Source organism: Streptomyces humidus (genome assembly GCF_014649655.1).
Lineage (GTDB): Bacteria > Actinomycetota > Actinomycetes > Streptomycetales > Streptomycetaceae > Streptomyces > Streptomyces humidus.
Map to the genome: position 1 here is coordinate 1 of NZ_BMTL01000020.1, position 22,162 is coordinate 22,162.

General features: G+C 70.4%; 21 protein-coding genes. 7 read left to right on the forward strand and 14 right to left on the reverse strand.

Annotated features, from left to right (window positions below; genetic code table 11):
• The coding region (locus IE239_RS22930; RefSeq protein ID WP_190151255.1) for a Tn3 family transposase at nt 1-1,512 on the forward strand (1,512 nt) is incomplete at its 5' end.
• A gap of 393 nt (nt 1,513-1,905) precedes the next feature.
• Here IE239_RS22930 and IE239_RS22935 read toward each other — a convergent pair.
• From IE239_RS22935 to IE239_RS22950, 4 genes are all read right to left on the reverse strand, one after another.
• Nucleotides 1,906-2,484 carry an HAAS signaling domain-containing protein gene (locus tag IE239_RS22935; RefSeq protein WP_190151256.1) on the reverse strand — a complete coding sequence of 193 codons (579 nt, stop codon included), beginning with the start codon at nt 2,482-2,484 and terminating at the stop codon, nt 1,906-1,908.
• Nucleotides 2,481-2,846, reverse strand: a complete 366-nt coding sequence (locus tag IE239_RS22940) for a PadR family transcriptional regulator (protein ID WP_190151257.1) — start codon at nt 2,844-2,846, stop codon at nt 2,481-2,483. Before IE239_RS22940 ends, IE239_RS22935 begins: the two co-directional genes overlap by 4 nt.
• A gap of 67 nt (nt 2,847-2,913) precedes the next feature.
• Nucleotides 2,914-3,381 (reverse strand): hypothetical protein, encoded by a 468-nt coding sequence (locus IE239_RS22945; RefSeq protein ID WP_190151258.1) that lies wholly within the window; start codon nt 3,379-3,381, stop codon nt 2,914-2,916.
• Between the two features lie 139 nt (nt 3,382-3,520).
• Nucleotides 3,521-4,579 carry a PucR family transcriptional regulator gene (locus IE239_RS22950; RefSeq protein ID WP_190151259.1) on the reverse strand — a complete coding sequence of 353 codons (1,059 nt, stop codon included), beginning with the start codon at nt 4,577-4,579 and terminating at the stop codon, nt 3,521-3,523.
• Nucleotides 4,580-5,027: 448 nt separating this feature from the next.
• On the opposite strand from IE239_RS22950, the gene IE239_RS22955 reads away from it, so the two are divergent.
• Entirely contained in the window at nt 5,028-5,636 is a 609-nt protein-coding gene (locus IE239_RS22955) for a DM13 domain-containing protein (RefSeq protein ID WP_229878251.1), read from the forward strand.
• A 262-nt stretch (nt 5,637-5,898) separates the two neighbouring features.
• On the opposite strand, the gene IE239_RS22960 is transcribed toward IE239_RS22955, so the two are convergent.
• The 8 genes from IE239_RS22960 to IE239_RS43000 form a co-directional block, all read right to left on the reverse strand.
• Entirely contained in the window at nt 5,899-7,341 is a 1,443-nt protein-coding gene (locus IE239_RS22960; RefSeq protein WP_190151261.1) for a flotillin family protein, read from the reverse strand.
• 121 nt (nt 7,342-7,462) lie between these two features.
• Nucleotides 7,463-7,978: an NfeD C-terminal domain-containing protein gene (locus IE239_RS22965; protein WP_190151262.1), complete on the reverse strand. Its 516-nt coding sequence runs from the start codon at nt 7,976-7,978 to the stop codon at nt 7,463-7,465.
• A gap of 230 nt (nt 7,979-8,208) precedes the next feature.
• Nucleotides 8,209-8,784: a hypothetical protein gene (locus tag IE239_RS22970; RefSeq protein WP_190151263.1), complete on the reverse strand. Its 576-nt coding sequence runs from the start codon at nt 8,782-8,784 to the stop codon at nt 8,209-8,211.
• Nucleotides 8,781-10,175 (reverse strand): hypothetical protein, encoded by a 1,395-nt coding sequence (locus tag IE239_RS22975; protein WP_190151264.1) that lies wholly within the window; start codon nt 10,173-10,175, stop codon nt 8,781-8,783. The genes IE239_RS22970 and IE239_RS22975 overlap by 4 nt, the downstream gene beginning before the upstream one ends.
• Nucleotides 10,172-10,981 carry an ABC transporter ATP-binding protein gene (locus IE239_RS22980; RefSeq protein WP_190151265.1) on the reverse strand — a complete coding sequence of 270 codons (810 nt, stop codon included), beginning with the start codon at nt 10,979-10,981 and terminating at the stop codon, nt 10,172-10,174. Before IE239_RS22980 ends, IE239_RS22975 begins: the two co-directional genes overlap by 4 nt.
• Nucleotides 10,982-11,013: 32 nt before the next feature.
• On the reverse strand, nt 11,014-11,832 hold the full coding sequence (locus IE239_RS22985) for a zf-HC2 domain-containing protein (protein WP_190151266.1): 819 nt from the start codon (nt 11,830-11,832) through the stop codon (nt 11,014-11,016).
• Nucleotides 11,829-12,389, reverse strand: coding sequence for an RNA polymerase sigma factor (locus IE239_RS22990; RefSeq protein WP_190151267.1), 561 nt, complete (start codon nt 12,387-12,389; stop codon nt 11,829-11,831). Before IE239_RS22990 ends, IE239_RS22985 begins: the two co-directional genes overlap by 4 nt.
• 53 nt (nt 12,390-12,442) lie before the next feature.
• Entirely contained in the window at nt 12,443-12,577 is a 135-nt protein-coding gene (locus IE239_RS43000; protein WP_268254525.1) for a hypothetical protein, read from the reverse strand.
• A gap of 342 nt (nt 12,578-12,919) precedes the next feature.
• Here IE239_RS43000 and kdpF point away from each other — a divergent pair, with 342 nt between their 5' ends.
• From kdpF to IE239_RS23010, 4 genes are read left to right on the forward strand one after another with little or no spacing between them, the layout of a single operon-like run.
• A complete protein-coding gene (gene kdpF / locus IE239_RS22995) occupies nt 12,920-13,009 on the forward strand; it encodes a K(+)-transporting ATPase subunit F (protein ID WP_009326374.1) in 90 nt (29 codons plus the stop codon).
• Between the two features lie 8 nt (nt 13,010-13,017).
• Complete coding sequence (kdpA, locus tag IE239_RS23000; protein WP_190151268.1) at nt 13,018-14,679, forward strand: potassium-transporting ATPase subunit KdpA; 1,662 nt, start codon at nt 13,018-13,020, stop codon at nt 14,677-14,679.
• Between the two features lie 32 nt (nt 14,680-14,711).
• On the forward strand, nt 14,712-16,808 hold the full coding sequence (gene kdpB / locus IE239_RS23005; RefSeq protein ID WP_229878252.1) for a potassium-transporting ATPase subunit KdpB: 2,097 nt from the start codon (nt 14,712-14,714) through the stop codon (nt 16,806-16,808).
• A gap of 24 nt (nt 16,809-16,832) precedes the next feature.
• Nucleotides 16,833-17,504, forward strand: a complete 672-nt coding sequence (locus tag IE239_RS23010; RefSeq protein WP_190151270.1) for a potassium-transporting ATPase subunit C — start codon at nt 16,833-16,835, stop codon at nt 17,502-17,504.
• A gap of 1,243 nt (nt 17,505-18,747) precedes the next feature.
• Here the strand turns inward: IE239_RS23010 and IE239_RS23015 are convergent.
• Nucleotides 18,748-20,454 carry a SpoIIE family protein phosphatase gene (locus tag IE239_RS23015; protein WP_229878253.1) on the reverse strand — a complete coding sequence of 569 codons (1,707 nt, stop codon included), beginning with the start codon at nt 20,452-20,454 and terminating at the stop codon, nt 18,748-18,750.
• Nucleotides 20,455-20,764: 310 nt separating this feature from the next.
• Here IE239_RS23015 and IE239_RS23020 point away from each other — a divergent pair, with 310 nt between their 5' ends.
• Nucleotides 20,765-20,926 carry a DUF5994 family protein gene (locus tag IE239_RS23020; protein ID WP_190151411.1) on the forward strand — a complete coding sequence of 54 codons (162 nt, stop codon included), beginning with the start codon at nt 20,765-20,767 and terminating at the stop codon, nt 20,924-20,926.
• 114 nt (nt 20,927-21,040) lie between these two features.
• On the opposite strand, the gene IE239_RS23025 is transcribed toward IE239_RS23020, so the two are convergent.
• Nucleotides 21,041-22,093, reverse strand: coding sequence for a fatty acid desaturase family protein (locus tag IE239_RS23025; protein WP_190151272.1), 1,053 nt, complete (start codon nt 22,091-22,093; stop codon nt 21,041-21,043).
• Nucleotides 22,094-22,162: the final 69 nt, after the last annotated feature.

Here is a 22,162-nt window from a genome sequence, read left to right on the forward strand (position 1 = left end):
GAGCAGTGCGAGCCCAAGCTCGCGGGCTTCTGCGAGCAGGCCGGCTTCCCGGCCACCGCGAGCGAGTTCACCGTTCGGCTGCGCGAGCGGCTCACCATGATCGCTGAGACCGTGGACGCCGGGTATCCGGACAACAAGGACCTCACCATCGACCCGGTCACCGGCGTCCCCTCCCTTGCCCTACGCAGAGCAGGCGAGCGCACTGCCTCCGCGGAGAAGCTGGAGGAAGCTCTCTCCGAGCGGCTTCCCGCCCGCAGCGTGCTGGAACATCTGGCGCGGGCGGCGCACTGGACGGACTGGTGGCAACGGCCCGGCCCGCGCTCGGGCAGCGCGCCGAAGCTGAAGGAGCCCCTGCCGCGCTACGTGACCACCGCGTTCGTCTACGGTTCCGGGCTCGGCCCTGCCCAGGCGGTGCGCCACATGCGGGGCAGCGTGGCCGCGCACGAGCTCGGCGCGATCGCGAAGCGCCACTTCAGCATCCCGGTTCTCAACCGGTGCGGGGCCGACGTCGTCAACGCCCACGCCGGCCTGGACCTGACCGCGGCGTGGGGGGATGGGTCGGTGGCGGCGGTGGACGGCACCATGATGGACACCGTCATCGACAACCTCCTCGCCGAGACCTCGATCCGCTACGGCGGCTACGGCGGGATCGCCCACCACTTGGTCTCCGACACCTACGTTGCGCTCTTCTCCCGGTTCATCCCATGTGGGGTGTGGGAGGCCGTCTACCTCATCGACTCGCTCCTTGCGAACGAGTCGGAGGTCAGGCCGGACACCGTACATGCCGACACCCAGGGCCAGTCCTTCCCGGTCTTCGGGCTCGCCCACCTGCTCGGCATCGACCTGCTGCCGCGGATCCGGAACTTCCAGGACCTCACCTTCCACCGCCCCGATACCCAGGTGCGCTACCGGCATGTCGACGCGCTGTTCTCCGCTGATCCGCGTACCTGCATCGACTGGCAGCTCATCGAGAGCGGCTGGAAGGACCTCATGCAGGTCGGCCTGTCCGTACGGGAAGGCACCGTGTCCTCCGTCACCCTCCTGCGGCGCCTGAACAACCACTCCCGCAAGAACCAGATCTACCGGGTCTTTCGCGAGGTCGGTCGCGCCGTCCGGACGATCGTCCTGCTCCGCTACCTGTCGGACCCGCAGCTGCGGGAGCAGATCACCAGGGCGACGAACAAGGCCGAGGCGTACAACGGGTACACGAAGTGGCTGCACTTCGGCGGGGACGGCTACCTGCGCTCCCGCGATCCCGAACTTCAGGAGAAGGCCGTCAAGTTCCTCGACCTGATGGCCAACAGCATCATCTTCTCGACCACCGTCGACATGACCGAAACACTGCGCCAGATGGCCGCCCAAGGCCGGGAGGTGAACCCCGACGACATCGCCGCGCTCAGTCCGCACCGCAGGGACAACGTGCTGCGCTTCGGCGACTACGACACCGCCACCCTTCACATCCCGCCCGGCCCGTACGACAGCGCGCTTCACCTTCCTCAGGATGGCCTCTGACAGTGCTCCTCAGCGCCATGGGAGTCGGTGAAGAACGCGCAGGTAGCACGAGTGCGACGCTCACGGCGGATCGGCTGTGACCGGGCGCTGAGCAGGACAGGAGGCCAGTACTGGCGAGCTCGCGTATTCAACTGTCGCCAATGTGCCCACCGGGTAAGGGCGAGCATCACTCTCTGTAGCTAGCGTGGTGACCTTGCAGCAGGTGCCGCTTGAGGTATCCGGTGCTGACGGGCCCCTATGGAACAGGGCGGGATGCCAGGTGGCGTTGAAGGTCGATGTGGCGGAACTGGCAAACCGGGGGCCGACCCGGCGCAGGGATGCCGTGGTCTCGTGGAAGACGGCGGTCAGGTGGGCCATGTCCTGATCGGAGCAGGAGCCGTTGAGGCGGGCCTTTCAGGCTGCTTGGGGGCGCAGGCGTGCGGCACTGCGTCCCAGTCGGATAGCTCCGGCCAGCGGGATCACCATGGCGATCAGGAAACTGCCGAAGAGTTCCTCGGGACCGAGGCCGCCGGCGAGAACGAACAGTGCGGCAGCCGCGGGGATCACCAGTAGGGGTGAGAGGGCGCAGAGGATGCCCAGGTGCTTGTCCCGCCTGGTCCATGCTGTAGAGCGCCAGATCCGCACGGCGGCAAGGACGGCCACTACGAGGCCGATGCCGAGGACCTCGAAGAACGGGGCAGCCAAAACCATCATGCCCAGGGTCAGAGTGGTGCGCGCGCTGCTCTGCGGCTGCAGCGGGGTGACGCCGGGCTCTTCGGCGATCGCGGCGGCGGCAATCTCCCGGGGGGTGCCGAGCTGGTCCAGAGCCTGCTGGACCGCCGCGTCATCGGCACCCTGCGGCAGCACAGACTCGATGTGCTCGCGCAGGTCCGCCAACAGGTCACGGCGCCGGTCGTCGGACAGCACTGCTGCCTCCCGGTCGACCGAGGCCAGGTAAGCGCGAACCAGCGGGTGGGTCAGGGCGTCGCTCATGATTCAGCTCCAGAAACGAGGAAACGGTCAACAGCATCACGGAAACCGGGCCAGTGCCCGGAGAACTCCGCCAGGGCCTGTCGGCCCTGGTCGGTCAGTTCGTAGTACTTGCGGGACGGACCGCTGGCCGACTCCACCAGGTACGTGTCCGCCAGGCCACTTCTGCGCAGACGAGACAGCAGCGGATACAACGTCCCCTGGCTGGTCGCCATGACCGGCGTATCCGCAAGAGCCTCCAGCAGCTCCACCCCATAGCGTGGCCTGTCAGACAGCAACGCCAGGACGCAGTACTCCAGCACGCCCTTGCGTAGCTGGCTCACACCGCGGGCCTCCGCTTGATCTCTTGCTTTGCCAGCTACCATGCAATGCATACTACATGAGCGTGTCGACCCCGGCCAGAACTGGCGACCTCGCGTAATCCGGCCTCGGTCAACTGGCGGACCTCTCGTAACCAAGAGTCGCGCATTCCCTGACCGACGAAGGCTTGATCTCACCGTGCGTGATCGCCGGGGCATAGTGCCGCCAGGTCCCTCCACTCTCGGCAGCGAGTTGGGCGGTGGTGTCGTTGTGGTAGCCGAGCATGCGGGCGATCACGGGTGCAGGTGCCTGGAGGACGAGGTGACGGATGGCCGGGGTGCGTCCCCGCTGGGTGGGGAAGCCCAGGCGACGGAACCGGAGTTCGAGGGTGTCCGAAGTCATGGGCTGCCCGGCCCGGCGGCCGAGGAGCAGCCAGCGGGTGTTCGGGCGCTGGCCGAGGCAGGCCAGCAGCAGCGAGGCGAAGGGCTCGGGGACAGGTGAGGGCGGGTCACTGAGGCAGACGAGGACCTCGCCCTCTTCCTGGAGGACATCGTCGGTGGTGAGCCGGGTGATCCGAGTGAGCGGCTGCGCGCGGCCCATAACTACCCACGGTGACAGACCATGAGTATCTGATCCTCGTCGCCCTGCGAAAACAGTTCCTTGGGCGGTTGGTGGAGATGTGCGCGAAGCGCGCCGGGCCATGGCCCGGCGCGCTTCGCGCACATCTCCACCAACCGCCTCAGAGGTCGTTGGCGGGCCAGTCCAGCAGCCGCGCGCCGATGACCGCGGTCTGCAGCATGTAGCGGTGGGCGGGATCCGCGGGGTCGGCGCCGGTGAGCTTGTGGATGCGTTCCAGGCGGTAGGTCAGGGCGCGCACGCTGAGGGAGAGGCGGCGGGCGGCCCCGGCGGCGACGCAGCCGGAGTCGAAGTACGCGGTGAGGGTGTCCAGGAGGGGCTGGGCGCCCCCGCGGGCCGTGGTGAGCGGGCCCAGAGTGCCGGCGACGAGGTCGGCCATGGCTTGCCGGTCGCGGGTGAGGACGGGGTAGACGAGCAGGTCGGCGGCGTGCAGGACGGGGTCGTCGAGGGCGAGGCGCTCGGCGAGTTCGAGGGTGTTGAGAGCCTCTTCGTAGGAGTGGACGACTCCTCCGGGGCCGGGCCGGGGGCGGCCGACGGCGACCCGGCCGCCGTCGGTGGCGGCGTGCGCCTGCTTGGCGAAGTAGGCGAGGACCTCGTCCTGGTGGCCGGGGGCGATGCACAGCAGCCGGCCGTCCTTGGTGGTGAGCAGGACCCTGCGGTCGCCGAAACGGGAGATGACTTCCCGTTCCACCTGCCGGGGCACCGGGTCGCCCTCGTCGTAGGCGGCGGGGCCCTGTGCGACGGCGACGGCGTGCGCGTGGGACAGGCGCAGACCGAAGCGTTCGGCGCGTTCGGCGAGTCGGCCGAGGTCGCTGCGGCCGTAGAGGAGGTCGTCGATGAACTCCCGGCGAGCGGCCTCTTCCTGGCGCACGGCGAGGAGTTGGGCGCGCTCGTACCCCTCGGCGAACGCGTCGACGACCTGTTGCACGGCGGCGAGCGCGCCGTCGGCGGAGCCGGGCGAACCGGGCCAGGCCGAGCGGGCGGCGGTCAGATGCTCGCTGACGAGGGCCCGCAGCCCGTGGCCGGCCTCGGCGGCCCGCTCACCCAGGGCGCGGCGGGAGGCGAGCTCGTCCCGGGTGAGGCGTCGCCCGGTGGCCGACACCTGGGTCAGGATCTCGGCATAACCGTCCAGATACCGCTCGGGACGCTCCCGGTCTGTCATGTGGCCCCCCGGACGCTTGACGCGCCGGTGACGTCTTCTGGCGGCCACCGGCATGCAGACCCTAATGAACACTGCCGGAAACCGGCGATGCGCGGCCGGGATCGGACCGTGCAGCATGGCTCACGGGGGAGCACGGGGGAGCACGGGGGAGTACGGGGGTGGATTCGGTGCCGGGCACCGGCAGATGCCCGGCACCGAGGCCCGGAACAACCGTGCTTGCGCCGCCGGAGACGACCCGGGACGTGGCGCGGGTGGAGCGGAGCGGGTCCACCGCCGAGGGCGCCGTTCGGCGGACGCCCTCGCCGTGTCGACTGCTCCTGCCGGTACGGCCGTTGCGACCGGTGCCGCCCGCGGCGTAAGGATTCCGTCATCACCTGTGGGGTGCGGAACGGCCGCTCGTCTCCGTTGAATGGGAGGACAAGCGGAACTCCCAGGAGACGAGGCAGGGGTGGGGCGCGTGCGGAAGACACTGACCAGGCCGGCGGTCATCGCGGTGCTGGTGGTGGCGATCGGCGGTATGGGCTTCGGGCTGTACTGGTTCCAGCCGTGGAAGCTGTGGCAGGACGAGACCGTCGACGAGGCCCTGCCGGGGGTGGTGGAGGCTTCCGTTCCCGCTGCTGCGGCGCGCCCCTCCGAGCCCTCCGAGCCCGCCTCCGGGCCCGCCAAGCCCTCCGACCCCGCCGAACAGCCCGCGGTCGCCGCACCGCAGACACTGGCGGGTGGTGAGCTGATCAGCCACGAGCACGCGACCTCGGGCACGGTGAAGCTCGTACGGCTGGCCGACGGTTCTCACGTCCTGCGGCTCGAGAGCCTGGACACCAGCAACGGACCGGACCTGCGTGTCTGGCTGACCGACGCACATGTGACGAAGGGGAAGGCCGGCTGGCGCGTCTTCGACGACGGCAAGCACGTCAGCCTGGGCAGACTCAAGGGGAACAAGGGAAGCCAGAACTACCTCCTGCCCAAGGACGTGGATCCGTCGAGCTACAACAGCGTGAGCATCTGGTGCGACCGATTCGACGTCTCGTTCGGCGCCGCGGAACTCACCCGCGTCTGACAGCGGTGCGGCCGTTTCCCGCCGGGTCGGCGAGTGGCCGGTCGCCGGGCGTACGCCACCGCCCACCGTCGGCCCCACGCCGTCAGGTGGTGTGCCGAGCCGCTCGTCCTGCCGTCGGCCGTCGGCCGACGGGGTCGGGACCGTCCGATCCCGCTCGCGGGAACACGTCCGCCACGGCCTCCTCGTGCCGCGCCGCCGTCCGTCCGCGAGACGCCCGGGCGGTTTACGGCCGCCCGGGCTCAGGTCACCCTCCGCGTTGCGTTCAGCCGGTGATCTCGATCTTGCCGTTCGCCTCCGCGGACGCCGAGGACGCCGTGGCCTCAGGCCGCGCACCGCCGTTGCGCGAGGTGATGCCCTTCAGCAGTTCGGCGAGGTCGACTCCGGTGGTGGAGCTGAGGAGTTCGACGCCCTGGGCGACATTGTCGGCGACCGTGCGGGAGAGCTGCGAGGCGCCGTCGGTGGAGATGACGGTCATCTTGTCGATGGCGCCGAGCGGCTCGGACGCCTTGGCGACCACCTGGGGGAGGACCTCGACGAGCATCTGAAGGACGGCCGCGTCGCCGTACCGGTCGAACGCGTCGGCCTTCTTGCGCATCGCCTCCGCCTCGGCGGCGCCCTTCGCGCCGATCGCGGCGGCCTCGGCCTCGCCCTCGATACGGACGGCGTCGGCGAGCGCGGCGCGGTGCGCCTTCTCGCCCTCACCGGTGAGCCGGGACCGCTGGGCGTCCGCCTCGGCCTGCTTGACCAGGGCGATACGGCGGGCCTCGGCCTCCTGCTCGGCCTGGTAGCGGGCGGCGTCGGCGGGCTTGCGGACCTTGGTGTCCAGTTCGCGGTCGGTCAGCGCGGCCTGCCGTTCGGCGACCTTCTCCTGTTCGGCGAGCACCTCCTGGCGCCGGGCGGCCTCGGCGAGCGGGCCGGCCGCAGCTGCTCGGGCCGCCGCCTCGTCGGTCTCGGCCTTGATCTCGGCCTGCTTCAGCGCGAAGGTGCGCTGGGCTATCGCGATCTCCTCCTCGGCCTTCAGCCGGGCCTGCTCGGCCGCCCGGCGGGCGACGGCCTCGGCGATGTCGGCCTCCTGCCTGGCGCGGGCGGCCTCGGGCCGGCCGAGGTCCTCGAGGTAGGAGCCCTCGGTGGTGATGTCCTGGATCTGGAAGGCGTCGAGCACCAGGCCCTGCCCGGACAGACTCGCCTCCGCCTCCTCGGCGACCTGGCCGGCGAAGGCCGCGCGGTCGCGGATGATGTCCTCCACCGACATCCGGCCGACGATGGCGCGCAGGGCGCCGGAGAGCACCTCCTGGGTGAAGCCGACGATGCCGTCCTGCTGCATCAGGAAACGCTGGGCGGCGGCCCGTATCGAGTCCTCGGTCCCGCCGACCTTGACGATCGCGACACCCTCCAGATGGGCCTTCACCCCGCGCAGGGTGACCGCGCCGCGCACCGCGACGGGGATGTGCCGCGAGGACAGGTCGAGGGTGAACTTCTGCTGCACGAACGGCACGACGAACACGCCGCCGCCGACCACGACCTTCTGCCCGCTGTTGTCGGTGAAGACCCGTCCGGTCTCGGGATCGGTGGACTGCTTGCCGCGCCGGCCGGTGACGATGAACGCCTCACTCGGCCCGGCCACCTTGTAACGGGTGACGACGACCAGAGCGAGCAGCACGAGGAGTACGACGACTCCCACCGCGGCGAAGACGACTGGACTCATGGAGATTCCCCTCAGCCCTCCCGGGGGACGGCGGATCGAGACGGGTTCTGGTGATCGGAAGATGGTGCGGAAACAGGCACGACGCGGGGCGGCGCGATGAAGCGGGCCACGGGCGCGGAGGTCAGCGCTCCACGGGACGTACGGACACCGCTGTCGGGGACAGCGCCGCCTCCACCCAGACCTCGGCCCCCCGGCCGACCGCCGCCGGACTCTTCGCGGAGAGCTTCACCGGCTGCCCGGCCAGCCGGACCAGCACCTCCCCGTAGCCGTCGGCCGGAATCGCCGTGACCACGGATGCCGAGGCGCCGATCAGATCGGAGTGCCGCGGAGCCGCACCGGAACGGTCCCGCAAGAGCACCCGGCCGAGACGGTAGGCGAGCCAGCCTGTGGCGAGCCCGGCCGGTGTGCCGATCGCGGTCGCGCCGGCCACGCCCACGTCCGTGGCTCCCATGGCGATCGCCCCGGAGAAACCGAGCATCGAGACGAAACCGGCGATGACGGGAAGGGAGAGCAGCCCGTCGAAGAGGCCGTCCAGCACGCCGACGCCGTCGAAGAGTCCTTCGAGGACGCCGTCGAGGGCGAGGGACAGCACCAGGAGCACGAGGCCCGCGATGCCGAGACCCAGCAACCAGCCCATCCGCCCCCACCGCCCGTCCATCGCGTCGTCATGCCGTCAGGTGCATGCTCACATGGTCCGGATGGCACTGACACTGCCGTTTCCCGGCAATCTTTACGCGTTCTTGATGCCGGACTCCACTCCCGGCGGCTCCTCGTGATGCGCAAGCCCGTCCCGGTGCCGTGGAGCTCCGGATCCGCCACGCCGACCGCCGGCCTCGGGGCGCATCACGCTCCGGGGGTCCGGGTCGGCTACCGTCTCGGACCCGCGACGGCGTAGGCCGTGGTGCCGACGACCGTGATGACCAGGGCTGTCCAGGTGCCCGCCGGCGTGCCGGGAGGCAGCAGCATCCACATCGCCACCCGCATCGGCGCGCTCGTCGGGGGCGGGGCGAAGAACACCGACGAGAGCCAGGCGAACGGCAGCGTCCATGCGTACTGGCCGCCCGAGAGCGCCGCGCCGAGGGCGACCAGTCCCATCAGGCCCGCGCTGTCGCGGACCACGAACGCGGTGGTGGCCATGGACACGCCCATGGTCTGCACCGTCAGCAGCGCCGCGGCGACGGCCGCCCCGGCGAGCAGCACGTGCGCCGCTCTGCGGGGCATCCAGCGGATCGCGGCCGTCCGGTCCAGGGCGAGGTCCTGCCCGCCGAGCCCGGTCGAGACCGCCATTGCCCCAGTGGTGAGGACGAGCACGGCCAGCCGCGGGTCACCGGGTCCCGCGCTCCCGTCCCGGGCGAGTGCCCACACCGCCACCGCGCCGATCAGCATCGCGGCGAGCGACGCGGGTATTTGACGCGAACGCGCGTACAACGTCAGCCATCTCACCGGGACGCACCGCCGGACAGCACGTCGAACGGGTCGCCCTCGCAGGAGAACGCGGCGGCGCGCATCGCGTTGATCCGCGAGAGCTGCTCGGCCCGTGGAAGCGCCTCGAGTTCCTTCCAGGCCGCGCGGGTGTCGGCCTCGAACCCGGCGGGCACACGTGCCGACGGGCCGCCGAGCCGCTTGAGGTCGCCGAGGACCCAGCCCAGCGCGACGGTCTGCGCGTAGTCGTCCGCCCCGAAGGCGCTCCAGCCGACGGGGGCGCACCCTGGCACCATGCCTTTGGCGATCAGGACCCGGGTCAGCTCCTCGCCCTTCGCGGTGGCGACGAGGTCGTCGTCGAAGTCGAAGAGCACGGCCTTGCGGGACCACCGCGGCGTGGAGCCGTCGGGCAGTACGGCGGTGTTCTCCCGGACCGACTCCGGCGCCTGATCACCGAGGGCTCCGCGCAGCAGGCGCAGCGCCTCCTTACCGGGACCCGCGAGGTCCGCGAGTCGAGCCTGCTGCGTCCTCGTCACGCACACCGGGCCGTCGCACACCAGCTCCGCGGCGGCCCTGTCGACGACGTACATCCGGCGCGTTTCGGCGGGGAGGACGAGCAGGGCGATCGTCGCACCCGCCAGGACGGGCGTCAGGGCGGTCAGCCGGGCGCGCGGGGTCGCGGCGACGAGCAGTGCGAAGCCGGTCGCGGCCATGCCGAGCAGCCAGATCGTCTGCCCGACGTGCACGGGGGCGGAGACCGTGACGAACGCCTCGCGCACGTCTTCCAGCGTCGGTGACAGCAGTGAGACCCGGTTCGGCTCCGTGCTCGGCAACCCGTCCGTCGTGCCCGTCTCCGTCCGGCCCAGCGTCATGTGCATGAGGGCTGTGAACACGAAGGCGACCATGGCCAGCGCGGGTGGGGTGAGCGGCGACGGCAGGGCCCTCGCGGCCCCCATGCCCAGCACGGCCCCCGCGACGAGGAAGAGCACCCCCACCAGCGAGATGGGCAGCCACCCGAGGTGCAGGTACTCGGTGTGGGCGAGCACCTGGACCCCGCCCACGAGGACGAGGAGCGCGAAGGCCGAGGCCAGCGTGATCGCCGCCGCGCCCGCCAGGGTGGCCGCGCGGTGCCGGGCGGGCCGCGGGGTGCTCGTCAGCAGCTCGGACATCTTCGAGCGGTGGTCGCGCAGTCCCTGCAGTGCCCCGAGCCCGATGGCGAGCGGCCAGAGGTAGAACAGCAGGGAGCGGGTCTTCATGGCCAGTGGTGTCCACTGGGCCGTCCACGCCGTGGTGCCGCTCCGCCAGGCGGCGTCCGGCATGTACAGGAACGTCAGCGCCAGTACCAGGACCAGGATGCCGGCCCACGGGGCGACCGAACGCCTCAACTCGATACGCAGAACGCGGCCGTTCACCAAGTCCCCCTTCCCTGCTCGGGGTTGAGCAGCAAGGCCGAGTAGCCGCGTTCCAGCGGGCTGTCACCCACGTGCTCCGGGCCGCCCGCCGAGGCCAGTTCGTCCGGAGGGCCCTTGAAGACCAGCCGCCCCTCGGCGAAGAGCACCACGTCGGTGCAGGCGGCGGCGACGTCCTCCACCAGATGGGTCGAGACGAGCACGCAGGTGTCCGTACCCAGCTCCTGCAGCAGCTCGCGGAAGCGCAGCCGCTGCGCCGGGTCCAGGCCGACCGTCGGCTCGTCGAGGAGCAGGATCGTGGGGTCGTTGACGATGGCCTGGGCGATACCGACCCTGCGCACCATGCCGCCCGACAGGGCCTTCATCCTCTCGTCGGCGCGGTCCGCCAGACCCACCCGCTCCACGGCGCGCTGCACCGCCGCGGGGATGCTCGCTTTGGGCACCTCCTTCAGCCACGCCATGTACTCGACGAACTCGCGCACCGTGAAGCGCTTGTAGTAGCCGAACTCCTGTGGCAGATAGCCGATCCGGCGGCGCACCGCACGGTGCTCGCCCATGCCGCCCACGGACTCGCCGAGCAGTTCGAGGCCACCCTCGGTGGGGCGCAGCACAGTGGCCAGGGCCCGGATGAGGGTGGTCTTGCCCGCCCCGTTGGGGCCGAGGAGTCCGTGGACGCCGATGCCCAGCGAGAGGTCGAGGCCGTCGACGGCCATCCGGTTCCTACCGACCCTGACCTTGAGCCCGGTGGCCTGGATCTCCCAGGCGTAGGCCCTCGGTGCGATGTCGGCCGCGCTCACGGCGGATGCCATGCGGTGTTCCTTTCCCGTGTTCTTCGAGAGGGTCATCGATGGGCTCCCAGCACGGCGTACGCGCCTCTGCGGGCGATCACGACACCGGTGCCGAGCGCGAGGACCAGCCCCCACACGGGCAGACCGCCCGTCTGCAGGGCGAAGGTCGTACGGCTGGTGGCCAGGGTCGGCGCCACGACCACACCGGCCCACACGGCGGCCAGCCCGAAGGCGGCACGGGTCACACCGACGACACCGCCGAGCGCCAGGGTCGTCGAGGTGAAGGCCAGACAGGGCAGCAACCACTGCACCACCATCACTCCCGTCGCCCAGCCGCCCACCAGCAGCGCGGGGACCACCACACCGAGCACGGACGCGGTGCGCCGCAGCACCAGATAGAGGCCGGCCCTGGGCACCGAGGCCGTCAGCTCGTACGCCGGGTCCAGACCGCGCGACCAGGACGCCGCGACGCCGAGCACGGGCAGGACCGGCGCGAGCAGCAGCACCCACGACACCTCGCCGGTGCCGGTGTAGGCCAGGTCCAGCAGCAGGGTCAGCAGCGTCACGCCCACGACCATGGCCAGCCACGGCACCATCGTGGGGGTCATCCACCTCGACAGCCGCGCCGACCAGCGCCGTCGGCGGGGCATCGTGGCGGTGACCGCGAGCCGGGGTTCGAGGCCGGACCACACGCTGTCGACGAGCCTCGCCACGGCGGGCACCCCCGCACCGACAGCGGCGGACAACTGCTCACGGCACACCCGGCACATCTCCAGATGAGCCTCCACGGCCCACACCTCGTCGGCGGAGAGGTCCGCGCCGCCGCGCGCGTATTCCTCGATGAGCCGCTTCGCCGCGTGTTCGGCACTCATGCCAGCGCCCTCCGCATCTCGATACGGGCCCGGCGGGCACGGGTCTTGACCGTGCCCTCGGGCAGCCCGAGCAGGACCGAGGTCTCCCGGACGGACAGTCCGTCGAGCACCATCGCCTGCAGTACTTGTCTCAGCTCCGGCGCGAGGCGCCGCAACGCGTCCCCGACATCACCGCCGACGGTCGCCGCGAGCGCCAACTCCTCGGCGGCGGGGGCCGCCTCGGGCGGGGCGGCGGCCGGCGGCGGCTCCGCGTGGTGAGCCCTGCGCCGGAACGCGTCGACCAGGCGGCGCGCCGCGATCGTCCACAGCCAGCCGATGGCCGTCCCCCCGACAGCGGCCCCGGCGAAGGCGCCTGCCGCGCGCCACACCGCCAGGTAGGTCTCCTGCATGACCTCCGCGACGATCTGCTCGTCCCCGCACCGGCGGCGCAGCCGCACCGCCATCCACGGCGACGTACGCCGGTACAGCTCCTCGAACGCTGCGCGGTCGCCTTTCGCCACGAGCCGGACGAGACGCTCCTCGTCCACCTCGTGCAGCGCTGCTCTGACTGATCTCACACCTGCTAGACGCCCGCCCCCGGCGACGGGTTTTCCCGTCGCCGTGATCCACGTCACACGTGGAGATCGGTCAGGAGGGACGGGGGTTCGGCACCCTCGGGGGCTGGACTGTCCCGCCCGCCGACATGGGCGAGGAGGCTGAGCGCCACCGCGGCGGGGGGCCCGGGGGCGGCCGTGGCGATCACCATGGCCGGTCCGTCGCCCTGCGGACTCCGGAGCGTCTGCCGGGTGACGGTCAGGGTCCCGACGAGGGGGACGGCACATCGCGCGCCCGGCAGCCGCGCCTTGCCACAGGTCGGCGCAGATGCCGTAAGGGTTACGTCAATGGTGTACGGCCCGCCGTAAGGGACCCGTCAACGACGCTCGAATCCGGCCAGAGGCGGGGTTTCCTCTAAACGTCCGACCCGCTCGATCCGCTTACGGATTCCGAACCTCCGCTAGGAGCTCGCGATGGCCGATGTGGCCTTCGTCGTCACCACACTCGCGGTCTTCGCACTGGTGGCCCTCGTCGCCAGGGGGGTGACGAAGCTGTGACCGCCGAGAACGTCGTCGGCCTGGTCGTGGCCGTCGCCCTGCTGGGCTATCTCGTCCTCGCCCTGATCTTCCCGGAGAGGTTCTGAGAACTGACATGGGTCCCGTACTTGCCGGCTTCCTCCAACTGCTCGCCCTGATCGGCGCGCTGGCGCTCGCCTACGTCCCCCTCGGCAACTACATGGCCAAGGTCTTCTCCGCCGACAAGCACTGGCGGGTGGAGATGTGGGTCTACCGTGGTATCGGCGCCGATCCGGATGCGAAGATGCGCTGGCCGGCGTATCTGCGCGGGGTGCTCGCCTTCTCCGCGGTCGGTGTCCTCTTCCTGTACCTGCTGCAGCGGATCCAGGGCGTCCTGCCCGGTTCGTTCGGCTTCTCCTCGATCGAGCCGGCGCAGGCGTTCAACACCGCCGCGTCGTTCGTGACGAACACGAACTGGCAGTCGTACTACGGCGAGCAGGCCATGGGCCACATCGTGCAGACCGCCGGTCTGGCCGTGCAGAACTTCGTCTCGGCCGCCGTGGGCATCGCAGTGGCGGTGGCCCTTGTACGGGGCTTCGCGCGCTCGCGCACCGGTGAGCTGGGCAACTTCTGGGCCGACCTGGTACGCGGCACGATCCGGATTCTGCTGCCGGGCGCCGCGATCGCGGCGATCGTGCTGGTGGCGTGCGGTGCGATCCAGAACTTCTCCGGCATCCACGAGGTCGGCCAGTTCATGGGCGGCTCGCAGCAGTGGAACGGCGGGGCCGTGGCCTCCCAGGAGGCCATCAAGGAGTTCGGCACGAACGGCGGCGGCTACTTCAACGCCAACAGCGCCCACCCCTTCGAGAACCCCACCCCCTTCACGAATCTCTTCGAGATCTTCCTGCTGTTGGTGATCCCGTTCGCGCTGACCCGCACTTTCGGGGTGATGGTCGGCAGCGTGAAGCAGGGCTACGCGATCCTCGCCGCGATGTGCACGATCTGGCTGGGTTTCGTCGTCCTGATGATGTGGACCGAGTTCGCCCACCACGGTCCGGCACTGCAAGCCGCGGGAGGGGCGATGGAGGGCAAGGAGGTCCGCTTCGGCGTCGGCTCGTCGTCGATCTTCGCGGTATCGACCACGCTCACCTCGACCGGTGCGGTGGACTCCTTCCACTCCTCGTTCACCGGCCTCGGCGGCGGCATCACCATGCTCGGCATGATGCTGGGCGAGATCGCGCCCGGCGGTACCGGTTCCGGTCTCTACGGCATGCTGATCATGGCTGTGATCGCGGTGTTCATCGCCGGACTGATGGTCGGCCGTACGCCCGAGTACCTGGGCAAGAAGATCGGCTCCCGTGAGATGAAGCTGGCCGCGATCTACATCCTGATCACCCCTGCCCTGGTCCTGGTGTTCACCGCGATCTCGATGGCCCTGCCGACACCACCGCACTCGATGCTCAACTCCGGGGCGCACGGGTTCTCCGAGGTGCTGTACGCCTTCACGTCCGCCGCGAACAACAACGGTTCGGCCTTCGCCGGCCTGAACGCGAACACGGACTGGTTCAACACCATGACCGGATCGGCCATGCTCCTCGGCCGGTTCCTGCCGATGGTGTTCGTGCTGGCGCTGGCCGGTTCGCTCGCCGAGCAGAAGCCGGTGCCGGTGACCGCGGGCACCTTGCGCACCGACAAGCCGCTGTACGCGGGGCTGCTGGTCGGCACGATCGTCGTCATCACCGGTCTGACGTACTTCCCGGCCCTGGCGCTGGGCCCGTTGGCCGAGGGGCTGGCGTGATGACCGCTCGTAGAGAGAAGCAAGAGGACTCGATGTTCACAGCCACTGCGACCCGGGCGCCGCACAGCGACGTCCCCACCGGGCACAAGCCCGCCGAAGGACGCGTCGGCGCGGGCCTCTTCGATCCGAAACAGCTGGTCAGGTCGCTGCCGGATGCCTTCCGGAAGCTCGACCCGCGGGTGATGGTCAAGTCGCCCGTCATGTTCGTGGTGTGGATCGGCTCCGTCCTGACCACCGTCTTCTCCTTCAAGGACCCGGGCGACTGGTTCGGCTGGGCCATCAGTGCCTGGCTCTGGCTGACCGTCGTCTTCGCCAACCTGGCGGAGGCGGTCGCCGAGGGCCGGGGCAAGGCGCAGGCAGACACCCTGCGCAAGGCCAAGACCGACACGGTGGCCCGTCGGCTGGTGGGCGGCGCCGAGGAACAGGTGCCCGGCACCGACCTCAGGATCGGCGACCTCGTGGTCTGCGAGGCCGGCGACATCATCCCCGGCGACGGTGACGTCGTCGAGGGCGTCGCCTCGGTCGACGAGTCGGCGATCACCGGTGAGTCGGCTCCGGTCATCCGCGAGTCCGGCGGCGACCGCAGCGCCGTGACCGGTGGCACGAAAGTGCTGTCCGACCGCATCGTCATCAAGATCACGACGAAGCCGGGCGAGACCTTCATCGACCGGATGATCAACCTGGTCGAGGGCGCGGCCCGGCAGAAGACGCCCAACGAGATCGCGCTGAACATCCTGCTGGCGTCTCTGACGATCGTCTTCCTGCTGGCCGTCGTCACGCTGCCGCCGTTCGCCGACTATGCGGGCACGCACCTGACGATGGTCGTGCTGGTGGCGCTACTGGTGTGCCTGATCCCGACCACGATCGGCGCCCTGCTCTCCGCGATCGGCATCGCGGGCATGGACCGCCTGGTCCAGCGCAACGTCCTGGCCATGTCCGGCCGCGCGGTCGAGGCCGCCGGCGACGTCTCCACCCTGCTGCTCGACAAGACCGGCACCATCACTCTCGGCAACCGCCGGGCGGCCGAGTTCGTGGCGGTGAGCGGCACGACGGAAGCCGAGGTGGCGGATGCCGCCCAGTTGTCGTCGCTGGCCGACGAGACACCGGAGGGCCGTTCCATCGTCGTCCTGGCGAAGGAGAAGTACGGGCTGCGCGAGCGGCACCAGGGCGAGCTCGTCGGTGCCGCATGGATCGCCTTCACCGCCCAGACCCGTATGTCGGGCGTGGACGCCGACGGGCGCAGCATCCGCAAGGGGGCGGCCGGCTCGGTCGTCGCCTGGGTCGAGGAGCAGGGCGGCACCGTCGCCGAGGACGCCGGCGCCGTCGTCGACCGCATCTCGGAAGCGGGCGGTACCCCACTGCTCGTCGCGGTCCACGACGACAGGGGCGCTCGCGTGCTGGGCGTCATCCACCTCAAGGACGTCGTCAAGGACGGCATGCGGGAGCGGTTCGACGAGCTGCGCCGCATGGGCATCAAGACCGTCATGATCACGGGCGACAACCCGCTGACGGCCAAGGCCATCGCGGAGGAGGCGGGCGTCGACGACTTCCTCGCGGAGGCCACGCCCGAGGACAAGATGGCGCTGATCAAGCGGGAGCAGGCGGGCGGCAAGCTGGTCGCGATGACCGGTGACGGCACGAACGACGCGCCGGCCCTCGCGCAGGCGGACGTCGGCGTGGCGATGAACACGGGCACGTCGGCCGCCAAGGAGGCCGGCAACATGGTCGACCTCGACTCCAACCCGACCAAGCTGATCGAGATCGTCGAGATCGGGAAGCAGCTGCTGATCACCCGGGGCGCGCTGACGACGTTCTCCATCGCCAATGACGTGGCGAAGTACTTCGCGATCATCCCGGCGCTGTTCGCGGCCGTCTACCCGGGCCTGAACTCGCTCAACATCATGGGCCTCGAATCGCCCGACTCCGCGATCCTCTCGGCCGTCATCTTCAACGCGCTGATCATCATCGCGCTGGTGCCGCTGTCCCTGAAGGGCGTGCGGTACCGGCCGGTGAGCGCGGACAAGATGCTGCGGCGCAACCTGACGATCTACGGCATCGGCGGGCTGATCGCCCCGTTCATCGGCATCAAGATCATCGACATGCTCATCTCCCTCATTCCCGGGCTGTGACTTTTCAAAGGCGTGCTGATCACCATGAACAACTCCGTCATGAACACGACCCGGCTGCTGTGGGCGGGCCTGCGCGCCCTGCTCGTGCTGACCCTGGTGACCGGCGTCATCTACCCGCTGGTGATCACCGGCATCGCTCAGGGGCTGTTCCACGACAAGGCGAACGGCTCGGAGATCAAGTCGGACGGCAAGGTCGTCGGCTCCTCGCTCATCGGGCAGTCGTACAACCTGCCGCTGAAGAAGGGCCAGGAGACCCCCGAGCCCGACCTGAAGTGGTTCCAGGGCCGCCCGGCCAACGGCCTCGGCAGCAACAGCGTGAACACCCGGTACAAGTTGCTGCTGTCCGGCGCCACCAACCTCTCCGCCGACAGCAAGGACCTCATCCAGCAGGTGAAGGACGCCAAGGCCGCCGTCATCAAGGACAACTCGGTGCCCGGCTGGACGGTCAGGCCGTCCGAGGTCCCGGCCGACGCGGTGACCTCCTCGGGCTCCGGCCTGGACCCGAACATCTCCCCGGCGTACGCGGAGATCCAGGCCCACCGGGTTGCCACCGAGAACGGCCTGCCCGTTGCCCGGGTGGAGAAGCTGGTCAAGGACCACACCCAGGGCCGCACGCTCGGCTTCATGGGCGAGCCCCGGGTGAACGTGCTGGAGCTCAACATCGCGCTCAAGGACCTCGTGGCGAACAGGAGCTGAGGGCGTCATCCGGCGATCCGCACGGGAGCCGGCGACCGGTGAGGGATCTCGGCTCCGCCGACTCCCGCCGCCATGAGGCCGGTTGTGCCGTTCCCGGTCTTCACGTCCGCCCGTACTGCACGAAAGGCGAATGCACGAGGACGCGCCGCTCTGATCACCGAGCCCGGCATGGGCTACCGCTTCGAGGGATGACACGGCACGCGGAAGGCTGCGGATCTGCCTTGGCGCGGCACCCGGCGTCGGCAGGACCTGCGCGATGCCCGACGCCGGGCGGACCGGATCGAGCCGGTCGACATGTCGCCCCGGGCGCTGCGCCGCCGTACGGCCCACGGCGACGTCTGAATCGGCTGCGCTGCGATCCCGGTACCCGGGCGTACCACGAACGCCGCACCCAGGAGGGCAGGACCCGGCGTGCGACCGTCCGGTGCCTCGAGCGATACGCCGCCCGGGAGGTCTGCAACCTGGTCAGGACGGCATCCAGCGTCCCCCCGTTACAGGGGCGTCCGTGATACGTGAGAGGGTCTGAGGCGTGAGTGAGACACCGTCGAACACCCTGCAATACCGCTTCGACGGGCCAGAGGAGGCTCCCGTCCTGATCCTGGGACCCTCACTGGGCACCACCTGGCACAGGTTGTAGAGACCGCCTGTCGGCGTCCAGGTCAGTCCAAGGTGACCGCACAGTTCCAGGTCAGAGCGTCTTGGTCCGGGGGAGTCGACGCAGTCGGTGACATGTGTGTGATAGCGGTGTTCGACGAGAAACCTCGCCGGTGCGGCCCGACGGGGCTTCTCAAACAGGTGCGTGCAACGTCCGTCGAGGGCGCCGTTGCGCCCGGCTTCTCCCCTCCTGAGCACCCGGAGCAAGGAGGGGGCGACGCCGCCGCTCTGACGGCCGAGGCACAGCCCGTCACCCAGGGAATCTCCGCGCCCAAGCGGGAGGCGCCCTTCGCTCCTGCAAACCCAACCGTCTTTGAGGAGTGTCTACGGCACGGCATGTCTCTCCGCGCGGGCGGATCGCGAACCGCGTCCACGCCACCGACCCAGCGTCGGTAGGTCGGTGCGTGCGTGGTCGTGTGCCGACGTACTGCAAGCGGTCGCGTCCACGTCACACCGGATCCCTTCCACCAAGAAGGGCAGGCGTGCGGGTCTCACGCGAACCCGTCTCCTCGTCATCGACCAGGGGGGTAACGCTCCGCGACCGTTCCGCGAGATAAACGTCCACGCCTCCAGTTGCACACGTCATGGTTCAGGACGGCATCCGCAGGGCGAGCAGGGCCACGTCGTCGGTGTTGCCGGGAGGCATGCGGACGAGTAGCTGATCGCACAGGGTGTCGAGCGGTTCGTGGGCGAGGGCGAGGGCGTGGTGGCGCAGACGGGTGAGGCCGGTGTCGAGGTCGCTGCCGGGGATTTCGATCAGGCCGTCGGTGTAGAGCAGCAGGGTGGAACCCGGCGGCAGCGACTGCGTGGCGTTCGGTCGGCTGCCGACGGTGCTCGAACCGGCGCCTAGGAGGAGCCCCTGCCCGGCTTCGAGGTACTGCGCCTGTCCGTCCTGGGCCAGCAGGAGGGGCGGCGGATGCCCGGCGCTGGTCCACCGCAGCGTCCATGGGCCGGTGTGCGGGCTGCCTTCGAGCAGGGCGAGGACGAGGGTGGCCATGGGGACGGTGGTGATGGCGGGCAGGGCGTCGTCGAGGCGGTCCACGACAGCACCGGGTGGGCCTGTGCGGTCCCAGGCCAGTGACCGCAGGATGCCGTGCAGTTGTGCCATGCCGGCCGCGGCGGTGAGATCGTGACCCACGACGTCGCCGATGACCAGCGCGAGCGTGCCGTCCTTCAGCTCGAAGGCGTCGTACCAGTCGCCACCGACCTGGGAGCCGGCCGGGGCGGGCTGGTAGCGGGCGGCCAGTTGCAGGCGGCCGAGCCGGGGCAGCGGGGCGAGCAGGTTGCGCTGCATGGCCTCGGCGACGGCACGCTGGCGGCCGAACCGGCGGGCGTTGTCGATGACCAGGCCGACCCGGCGGCCGATGTCGCCCACCACTTTCAGATCTTCGGTGTCGAAGGGGGACTCCGGGTCGGTGCGCACCAGCGTCAGGGCGCCGGCGACCTGACGGGCGGAGCCCAGCGGCACGGTGATGGCGGATGTCGCGCCCACCGCCCGCAGGAAGCCGCTGTGGACGGCGGCCAGGGCAGAGCCGGCCGGCTCGGTGACGTCTGCTTCGCGCTGCAGGACGGGATCACCGCCGTTCAATACCTGGACGAGCGGAGAGTGGGCTCTTCCCACCTCCGTCTGGGGCAGGCGCTCGCGCCAGTCCTCCTGCGCGGCGTGGCGGCCCCCCGGGCCCGTCACCGCCACACGGTGGACCTGTTCGGTACCGACCCGCAGATCCACCGCCGCCCAGTCGGCCAGGCGGGGAACCAGCAGGCGGCCCAGCCGGGCGAGGGCCTCGTCGATCTCGAGTGTCTGACCCAGCACGTCGGTGATCTCCGCCACCAGCGTCAGCCGCTCGGTGCGGTCCTCCAGAGCCCGCGTGTAGGCCGCACGCTCCCGGCGCGTGCTGCGGTTGCCGGCGGCGTCGGTCAACAGCACGGCCATGCCCTGGAAGGCGCTGTCGTCCCTCAGCGGGGAAGCGGACCAGGAGATCGCGGTCAGACGGCCGTCACCGCGCAGACAGATCTCACCCTCCCCCCGTGCCTCGGCTCTCTCGGCCAGGGACCGCAGTAGTGGGCACTGCTCCCGGGGCACCGGGCCTCCGGCCGCGTCCCGGTGCAGCAGGTCGTGTGCGTCCTCGCCCCGCATGGCGGCGGCGGCACGGCCCAGCAGGCGCTCGGCGGCCGGGTTGGCCGCGAGAATCCGTCCGGTGGGGTCCACCACGATGAGAGCTGTGCCCAGCCGTCGGACGACCTGCCGCCAGAAATCCGGCTCGGCCGCCGACCGGCACCGCCTCTCATCTCCCATGTCCTCCACCATGCCGCCTTTCCAGCCATGCAGACCCTCGCCGGAAACCGCGGACGCGTCGGCGGGCCGACACACCAGCGGGTCGACGACTGGCGGAGTTGACAACGATCGGTACGACCTGCATCAACGCTATGCCCGAACGGCAGGGAACGGGCTCGTCTCGACCGGTCCAAGGCGTACTGTCCAGAAGTGCGCCGGAGTTACCGAGGATCCTTCGAACACCGGTCGAACGCCGGCCTCATGTCTGTGTCGCTCTCGGTGATCCAGTACGCCGGGCCGGTTCCGGTCGGCCTGAGGCAGGGTTCGCGTCATGACTGCGACCGTCTCCCGCCCGGCCTCACCCCAAGGCGGGCTCGCCCCCGTCCCTCGCCTCAGGCTCGCTCCCACCGGTTCCGCAACGGCCCTGCTGGACGGCGCCTGGTGGCCGCGCTCGCGCGACCGCGTCAGCAGCCACCTCAAGGGGGAGCCGTGAGGCGGCGCAGCCCCGCCGGGAAGCCGACGGGGCTGTTCCGGCAGTGCGTTTCACCGGATCACTCCAGCCGGGCACCGGGACAGGGCTCTGGAGTACGCCGCCGGCGCCGGTGCGTCATGCTGGGGCGCTGCCGATACGGGCTCGCCGCAGTGGCGCTCCTGCTCGGTGGAGACTGGCGAGTGCTTGCCGGTAGGAGGCGATCAGTCCGGTTTCCAGATAGTCGACTCCCAGATCCTGGCAGTAGCGGCGGACGATGGGCCGGGCCCTGCGCAGGTGTGGGCTGGGCATGCTGGGGAACAGGTGGTGTTCGATCTGGTGGTTCAGGCCGCCCAGGGCGAGGTCGGTGAACCAGCTGCCGCGTACGTTGCGAGCGGTGAGGACCTGGCGGCGCAGGAAGTCGGGGCGGTCGTCGCCGGTCAGGATCGGCATGCCCTTGTGGTTGGGGGCGAACAGACAACCGAGGTACAGGCCGAACAGGCACTGGTGGACGGCCAGGAACGCGATCGCCATGCCGGGTGGGAGGACGAGGAACACTGCGGTCAGGTAGGAGGCGATGTGCCCGTAGAGCAGCGTGCCGTCCAGGACGCGGTTCTTCAGGGCGCGGTTGCCAAGTGCTCGCGCGCTGGAGACATGAAGGTTGACCCCTTCGAGCAGGAGCAGGGGAAAGAAGAGGAACGCCTGCCGGCGGCCAATGATCCTCGGCAGCCCGGTCGCGGCGCGGGCCTGGTCCTGGGACCACACCAGCAGGTCGGGGGCGATGTCGGGATCGAGGCCCTCCTGGTTGGGGTTGGCGTGGTGGCGGGTGTGTTTGTCCTGCCACCATCCATAGCCCATCCCGATCGCGGCCCCGGCGATGCGGCCGGCCGTCTCGCTGGGCCGGCGCCGGCGGAAGACCTGGCGGTGGGCGACGTCGTGGGCGAGCAGAGCCACCTGGCCGAACATCATGGCGAGGAACGCGGCGACCGCCAGGGTCCACCAGCCGGCGCCGATGACGACGAACGCGCTCCAGCCCCCGGCGTAGGCGACGGCCACGGCGATGGACCGGACAGTGTAGTAGCCGGGGCGCCGGTTCATCAGGCCGGCCTCGGCGATCTTCTTGGACAGGCGGGCGAAATCACTGCCGCCTGCGGGGGGAGGTGGGCGACGGGGAGGGGTGTGCGTGGTCATGCTGTCGGCGTGTCCTTCCTGGCGGACGGGCCGCATCCGGTCGGGCGGTGTACGCCGGATGCGATGCCG

Excerpts from the sequence above, each read along its gene's own strand:
- kdpA (WP_190151268.1), top strand. The coding sequence starts at position 13,018 with ATGGGTCCCGTACTTGCCGGCTTCCTCCAACTGCTCGCCCTGATCGGC.
- IE239_RS23015 (WP_229878253.1), bottom strand. The coding sequence starts at position 20,454 with ATGGGAGATGAGAGGCGGTGCCGGTCGGCGGCCGAGCCGGATTTCTGG.
- kdpB (WP_229878252.1), top strand. The coding sequence starts at position 14,712 with ATGTTCACAGCCACTGCGACCCGGGCGCCGCACAGCGACGTCCCCACC.
- IE239_RS22950 (WP_190151259.1), bottom strand. The coding sequence starts at position 4,579 with ATGACAGACCGGGAGCGTCCCGAGCGGTATCTGGACGGTTATGCCGAG.
- IE239_RS23025 (WP_190151272.1), bottom strand. The coding sequence starts at position 22,093 with ATGACCACGCACACCCCTCCCCGTCGCCCACCTCCCCCCGCAGGCGGC.
- IE239_RS23020 (WP_190151411.1), top strand. The coding sequence starts at position 20,765 with ATGACTGCGACCGTCTCCCGCCCGGCCTCACCCCAAGGCGGGCTCGCC.
- IE239_RS43000 (WP_268254525.1), bottom strand. The coding sequence starts at position 12,577 with ATGGTGATCGCCACGGCCGCCCCCGGGCCCCCCGCCGCGGTGGCGCTC.
- IE239_RS22935 (WP_190151256.1), bottom strand. The coding sequence starts at position 2,484 with ATGAGCGACGCCCTGACCCACCCGCTGGTTCGCGCTTACCTGGCCTCG.
- IE239_RS22965 (WP_190151262.1), bottom strand. The coding sequence starts at position 7,978 with ATGGGCTGGTTGCTGGGTCTCGGCATCGCGGGCCTCGTGCTCCTGGTG.
- IE239_RS22980 (WP_190151265.1), bottom strand. The coding sequence starts at position 10,981 with ATGGCATCCGCCGTGAGCGCGGCCGACATCGCACCGAGGGCCTACGCC.
- IE239_RS22985 (WP_190151266.1), bottom strand. The coding sequence starts at position 11,832 with ATGAGTGCCGAACACGCGGCGAAGCGGCTCATCGAGGAATACGCGCGC.
- IE239_RS22945 (WP_190151258.1), bottom strand. The coding sequence starts at position 3,381 with ATGGGCCGCGCGCAGCCGCTCACTCGGATCACCCGGCTCACCACCGAC.
- IE239_RS22960 (WP_190151261.1), bottom strand. The coding sequence starts at position 7,341 with ATGAGTCCAGTCGTCTTCGCCGCGGTGGGAGTCGTCGTACTCCTCGTG.
- IE239_RS23010 (WP_190151270.1), top strand. The coding sequence starts at position 16,833 with ATGAACAACTCCGTCATGAACACGACCCGGCTGCTGTGGGCGGGCCTG.
- IE239_RS22940 (WP_190151257.1), bottom strand. The coding sequence starts at position 2,846 with ATGGTAGCTGGCAAAGCAAGAGATCAAGCGGAGGCCCGCGGTGTGAGC.